The organism is Sandarakinorhabdus oryzae, assembly GCF_009733735.1.
Taxonomy (GTDB): domain Bacteria; phylum Pseudomonadota; class Alphaproteobacteria; order Sphingomonadales; family Sphingomonadaceae; genus Sandarakinorhabdus; species Sandarakinorhabdus oryzae.
On record NZ_WNJP01000171.1, the window covers coordinates 1 to 5,676 of the forward strand.

The window sequence follows — 5,676 nt, forward strand, 5'->3', positions numbered from 1 at the left end:
CGGCGCGCACCTCGCCGCCGGGGATCAGCGTGCCGGCCGCATAGAGCCCGCACAGCGCCCTCGCCTTGCCCAGCCCCTCGTTGCCGCGGCGCGCGGCGCGATCGAGGTGCCGCGCCCAGGTCGCCATCGCCGACAGCACGGCGGAACGATAGATCTGGTTGGAGGACGACAGGATCAGTGGGGCATGGCCCAGCGCCATCAGGAGGCGGGTGCCGGTGAGATCGGCGCGCCAGGCCAGCGGATCGAATTCGCTGAAGCTGGCCAGCCAGCGCTCGACCAGATTTTCCGCCGCGCGCCGGGCCGCCTCCCGGTCGGGCAGAATGGCCAGATCGCGCAGCCATTCCCAGCCATGCGCCCAATCCTGCCATTCCGGCGGCGGCGTCGGCTCGCGAAATGTGATGTCCCGCGTCATCGCGGTGTGACCGGCGTGGATCAGGCGGCCGGCCAGGATGCGCTCACCGATGTGGGGATCGCCGGGCACCGGATCGACCGGCACGCCGAGCAGTTTCAGCGGAAAGCGCCCGCGCAGCCGCAGCCGGTGCAGCGGCGAGGCATAGACCCGCGTCGCCAGCCCCGCCGCCAGCCGTTCAGACAGCGACAGGCCGCGTTCGCCGCCGCCACGGCGCAAGCTGCCGTCCTCATCTTCCAGGTCTGGCAGCTGGGGCGGTTTTGCCATCAGCGGCCCTTCAGCGCCGCGATGTTGGCGGCATAATGCGCCGTGCCGCTCTTGAAGCTGGCGGTGCCCGCGACCAGCACATCGGCGCCAGCGGCGACCACGGTGGCGGCGTTGTTCGCATCCACCCCGCCATCGACTTCCAGGTGAATGGCGCGGCCGCTGTCGTCGATCATCCGGCGCAGGCGCTCGATCTTCTTGAGTTGGCTGGTGATGAAGCTCTGTCCGCCGAAGCCGGGGTTGACGCTCATCACCAGGATGAGGTCGATATCGCCCAGCACCTCCTCGACCAGTTCGACCGGGCTGGCCGGGTTCAGCGACACGCCGGCCTTCTTGCCCAGCGCCTTGATGCGCTGGATGGTGCGGTGAAGGTGCGGGCCGGCTTCGGGGTGGACGGTCAATATGTCGGCACCGGCCTCGGCAAAGGCCTCCAGATACAGATCGACCGGGCTGATCATCAGGTGGACGTCGAACGGCAGGTCGCTGTGCGGGCGCAGGGCCTTCACCACCGCCGGGCCGATGGTGATGTTGGGCACGAAATGCCCGTCCATCACGTCGACATGGATCCAGTCGGCTCCGGCGGCGCTGATCGCCCGCACCTCCTCGCCCAGTCGCGCGAAATCTGCCGACAGGATCGACGGGGCAATGCGGACGGGCGGGCTCATGGCCCGTGCTTAGCAGGGCCGGCGCACCCGTGGTAGGGGGCGCGCCGGTGCGTCACCGCACACAGATGTGGATTGATCGCGGCCTCAGGCTTTTGCGCGCAGCAGCTTGGTCACCGTCTCGTCAAATTCGCGCTTCACCTTCTCAGCGAGCGCGCCGGTGGCCGGGCCGGCCCAGCCGACATGGACTTCCTTCACCCGGCCATCGCGGCCGATGAAGATCGTCGAAGGCCACACCTTCACCGGCGCCAGTGGCCCGAGCACTTTCTTGGTGTCCTCGTCGATTGGCCGGCCGCCATAGACCATTGGGTAGGGCAGCTTGTAGCGGGTCTTGAAGCTGGTGATCTGGCGCATGGCGCGGGGCACATCCGTGCCATATTCGAACTGCAGGCCGATCATTTCCAAGCCTTCCTTCTGCCGCCGGGCGGCATAGGGGCCAAGGAACTGCGCCTCGTCGTGGCAATTGGGGCACCAGGCGCCGCCCAGCGAGATCACCACCACCTTGCCCTTGTAGCGCGGGTCGGAAAGGCTGATCATCTGGCCCTCTGGCGTCGGCAGGCGGAACGACAGCCGCTCACCGCCGGGCGCCTCCACCACCACCGCGTTCATGGTGGCGGCCTTTTCCTTCTTCGCCTCGAAGGCATTGCCGGTTGGCCGGCTGGTGGCGGCAAACTGGGCACCTTTCAGCGTGTCGCCCGCCAGCGTGCCCAGCCACAGGTTGGTGAAGCTGCCATCAAAGGTGGAGAGCTTCAGCTGGTTGCCGTTCAATTCGCCCGACAGGTAGCGCATGTCGCCCGTGGGCAACTGCACCGTGCCCGACACCTGCGAACCCACCTGCTTGAGCAGCACGAGGCCCTTCACCTTGTTGTCGCCATAGGTCAGGTTCCAGCGGCCGGTGACGTTGCCCCCCGGCTTCACCGCGCCCGGCGTGAAGCGCCAGGCGCCGCGCTGGGCAGTGGCGGCCAGCGTCACCGTGCCGGTGGAGCGCAGCACGGTCGCCGTGCCGGCAAGGCCGCCGCTGCCGGTGGCCTTCAGTTCGAGGCGGCTGTTGTAGCTGGGGAAGATGAGCGTGATGGCATCGCTGGTCACCTCGACCTGCTCCACCTTCAGCCGTTCCGGCGCGTTGACCAACCACGCCTCCGGCCCGCTCTTGCCTTCGCGCACGTCGAGCGTGAACGGCAATGGCCCGCCGGGGTGGGCGTCGAAGCTGACGCGCCATTGGCCATAAAGGCCGGCGGCCAGCGCTGGAGCGGCAGTCAGGCCGGCGATCAGACCGGCGGCGAACAGGGTGCGAAGATTGGCCATCATGAGGTCCTCCAAACAGCAGCGCCGCCGCGGCGGCAAGCTGGCGAATTCTTGCGTGTGCGAAAGGCCGAGTTTCAGCCCCGCTCCGCTGCCTGTGCCCGCGCGGCTTCGGCGGCCTGCAGCACGGACCAGGCCGCCTGCACGGCGCGGAAACGTTCGGCGGCTTCCGGCTCTGCGCCAGCAACATCGGGGTGGCTGGCCTTGGCCGCGGCGCGCCAGGCGGCCTTGATCGCTTCGGGGCTGGCATCAGGCTCCACGCCCAGCACTTTCAAGGCGTCAAGCTCGGCCCGGCTGCGGCTGCCATCGCCTTCCCCGCCCCATTCCCAATGGCTGGCGCGGCGATATCGGCGCTGGCGGTCTTCCGATGCGGCGCGGGCGGCGGCCTCTTCCGGCGTCAGGCCGCGGAAATAATCCCAGCCGGCGTTATACTCGGCGGCGTGCTGCTGACAGAACATCCAGCGTTCCGGGCTGTTCGGCGCCTTGGGGGCAGGGCGGTCACCCACGTTGTTGCAGCCATCGCGATCGCACAGGCGCACGGTGGTGGCGGCGCGGTCCGCACCATAATCCCGCCAGCGCGGGAAGCCCCAATCATCGTTGCGCCGCTGCTTTGGCACCTGCCCGCGTCTCCTCAATCGTCCCTTCTATGCCATGCTGGCTGCAGTTGCCAGTCTGGACGGCTGCGGCGCAAACGGGCAAGGCTGAAGGTCGATGCTGGCCCTGTTGACCACGCGGCGTTTTGGCCCCCTGTTTGCCACCCAGTTTCTGGGCGCCTTCAACGACAATCTGTTCCGCACCGCGCTGGTATTCATCGTCGCTTATGACGTGGCGGCGGCTGATCCGAAGCGGGCGGCGATGCTGGCCTCCACGGCGGCTGGCCTGTTCATCCTGCCCTTCTTCCTGTTTTCCGGTATCGCCGGATCGGCCGCCGACGCTCGGGACAAGGCGGCGATTGCGCGGCTGGTGAAGCTGTCGGAAATCGCCTTCATGGCGCTGGGTTGGGCGGCGCTGGCGTTCGGCTCGCTGGGCCTGGCGCTGGCCGTGGTGTTCCTGATGGGCTGCCATTCCACCCTGTTCGGTCCGGTCAAATATGCCATCCTGCCTCAGCATCTGCGTGAGGATGAGCTGCTCGCCGGCACCGGCCTCGTCGAAGGCGCGACGTTCGTTGCCATCTTGCTCGGCCAGGTCGCCGGCGGCCTGCTCGCCACCCAGGCGGTGGGGCCGATCACGCTGGCCATTGCCGGCCTGGGCTGGCTGGCGTCACGCTTCATCCCGCCGGCGCCGGCCGAAGCCGGCCGCACGCTCAACTGGAACCCGCTGACCAGCGGCCGCGCCGCGCTGGGCCATGCCTTTGCCAACCGGCGGCTGCTTATCGCGACGCTGGCGATCTCGTGGTTCTGGGCGCTGGGCGCTGTCTATACCAGCCAGTTCGTGCCGCTGGCCAAGAACGACATGGGCGCCAGCGAGGCCGTCGCCACCCTGTTCCTGGCCGCCTTCTCGGTGGGCATCGCCGCCGGATCGGTGGCGGTCGGGCGCTGGCTGAAGGGCCGCATCACCACCCGGCTGTGCGGCCTCGCCGGGCTGGCGATGGCACTGGCCGGGCTTGATCTGTGGTTCGCGATTGGCGGCGTTGGCGCGGCACCCAAGGATGTCGCTGCCTTCTTCGCGTTGCCGGCCGGTTGGCGCGTGCTGGTCGATCTCACCGTGCTGGCGCTGGCCGGCGGGGTATTCTCGGTGCCGCTCTATGCCGTGCTGCAGACAGCGGGGGAGGCTGGCACCAGGGCCAGCGCGATCGCCGCCAACAACATCATCAACAGCCTGTTCCAGGTCGCCGCCGTGCTGGGTGCCGGCGCGGCGGTCGGGGCCGGGCTGGGCGTGCCGCTGGTGCTGATGCTGGCCGGGCTTACCGTGCTGCCCCTGCTGCCGGCGCTGGCGAAGCTGGAGCGGGCATAGCGGCGATCCATGCGCGGATCAGCGCGATCCCCTCTTCATGGGCCAGTGCGCGGCCGAACTGCGGCATCATGATGCCGGGCTCGCTCGATTCCATGCGATGGACCAGGATCGACCGGTCGGGCTGGCCGGGCAGGATCGAGAACGCCATCCCACCCGATCCGCGCCCGGCCGCCACCGGCCGCTTCAGCACGCCCAGGTGCGCAGGCTCGGTCTCGTCCGGATCAAGATAAAGCCCGGAATTGGAGGCAAAGCCGTTGCGATTGTGGCAATGGCTGCAATTGACCGCGAGATAGGCCCTTGCGCGGCGGTCGAGCGGTTCGCGCGCATCGTCCCAGCGCGCCAGTTTCGGCCAGCCACCGGCCGGCAGCCCCGCCAGCCGGCCTGAGGCGGCCCACGTCATCAACTGGTTTGGGCCATCGCCGTGCAGGCCGCCATTGAGATTGCCGGCCGTTGGCCCGATCGGCGAGATCGCCTCGCCCGACTGGTGGCAGGTCTTGCACTGGTTCTGGTTGGGCACGGCATAGTCGATGGCCTGTGGCCGGCCCGCCTTGTCGATGAACTGCACCGGCACCTTCACCCCGGCCCGTTTGAGCACGGCGCCGCCGTCCTGCTCGACATAGCTCAGCGCCACCCAGCCGGCCGGCCGGTGGATCAGCAGGCGGGTCTCGATCGGACGGACATTTTGCGTCGGCTGCCTGAGATCGGCCGGGAAGGCAAAACGCTTGACCAGAACGGTGCCGACCGGGAAGGCCAGCACGCCCGTCGTGCGATAGTCGGCCCTGGTTCCCGGCGGCAGCCAGACATAGCGGAATTTTTCGGCATGGTCGGAAAACAGCGGCGTGTTCAGCGTATAGGGCTGCACGCCCACCGTGGGTGCGCCGCTGGTATCGAACAGGCCATAGTCGGCCAGCCGCGGCGCGTCGGTGCTCAGCAGCAGATCGGCCTGCACCACGGGTGCCGGGGCCGCGCCGAGCAACAGCAACGCCGCCAGCGCGCGCCTCATCGGCTGCGCGCTTCCAGGTCGGCCGGCAGCACGATGGCCGGGCGGGTGCTGGCGACTGTCATCGGTTTCATCGGGCCGGGCCG

At 68.8% G+C, this 5,676-nt stretch carries 5 protein-coding genes and 1 pseudogene; 1 reads left to right on the forward strand and 5 read right to left on the reverse strand.

All coding sequences use genetic code 11. The annotated features are described in order from the left end of the window. From GJ693_RS13295 to GJ693_RS13310, 4 genes and pseudogenes are all read right to left on the reverse strand, one after another. A pseudogene (locus GJ693_RS13295) lies at positions 1–676 on the reverse strand (heparinase); the annotation flags it as partial. After that, a complete protein-coding gene (rpe, locus tag GJ693_RS13300) occupies positions 676–1,338 on the reverse strand; it encodes a ribulose-phosphate 3-epimerase (protein ID WP_156256769.1) in 663 nt (220 codons plus the stop codon). The pseudogene GJ693_RS13295 and the gene rpe, both read right to left, overlap by 1 nt. 84 nt (positions 1,339–1,422) lie before the next feature. Beyond that, positions 1,423–2,643 carry a peroxiredoxin family protein gene (locus GJ693_RS13305; protein WP_156256770.1) on the reverse strand — a complete coding sequence of 407 codons (1,221 nt, stop codon included), beginning with the start codon at positions 2,641–2,643 and terminating at the stop codon, positions 1,423–1,425. Between the two features lie 71 nt (positions 2,644–2,714). Then, positions 2,715–3,254 (reverse strand): J domain-containing protein, encoded by a 540-nt coding sequence (locus GJ693_RS13310; protein ID WP_156256771.1) that lies wholly within the window; start codon positions 3,252–3,254, stop codon positions 2,715–2,717. Between the two features lie 94 nt (positions 3,255–3,348). Between GJ693_RS13310 and GJ693_RS13315 the strand changes: the two genes are divergently transcribed. After that, complete coding sequence (locus GJ693_RS13315) at positions 3,349–4,590, forward strand: MFS transporter (protein ID WP_156256772.1); 1,242 nt, start codon at positions 3,349–3,351, stop codon at positions 4,588–4,590. Here the strand turns inward: GJ693_RS13315 and GJ693_RS13320 are convergent. Then, positions 4,541–5,593, reverse strand: coding sequence for an SO2930 family diheme c-type cytochrome (locus GJ693_RS13320; RefSeq protein ID WP_235902903.1), 1,053 nt, complete (start codon positions 5,591–5,593; stop codon positions 4,541–4,543). The two genes, GJ693_RS13315 and GJ693_RS13320, sit on opposite strands and share 50 nt — an antisense overlap. Positions 5,594–5,676: the final 83 nt, after the last annotated feature.

What these genes read in the sequence shown, in the direction of transcription:
- GJ693_RS13320 (WP_235902903.1), bottom strand. Translation starts at nt 5,593, where the DNA reads ATGAGGCGCGCGCTGGCGGCGTTGCTGTTGCTCGGCGCGGCCCCGGCA.
- GJ693_RS13305 (WP_156256770.1), bottom strand. Translation starts at nt 2,643, where the DNA reads ATGATGGCCAATCTTCGCACCCTGTTCGCCGCCGGTCTGATCGCCGGC.
- GJ693_RS13315 (WP_156256772.1), top strand. Translation starts at nt 3,349, where the DNA reads ATGCTGGCCCTGTTGACCACGCGGCGTTTTGGCCCCCTGTTTGCCACC.
- rpe (WP_156256769.1), bottom strand. Translation starts at nt 1,338, where the DNA reads ATGAGCCCGCCCGTCCGCATTGCCCCGTCGATCCTGTCGGCAGATTTC.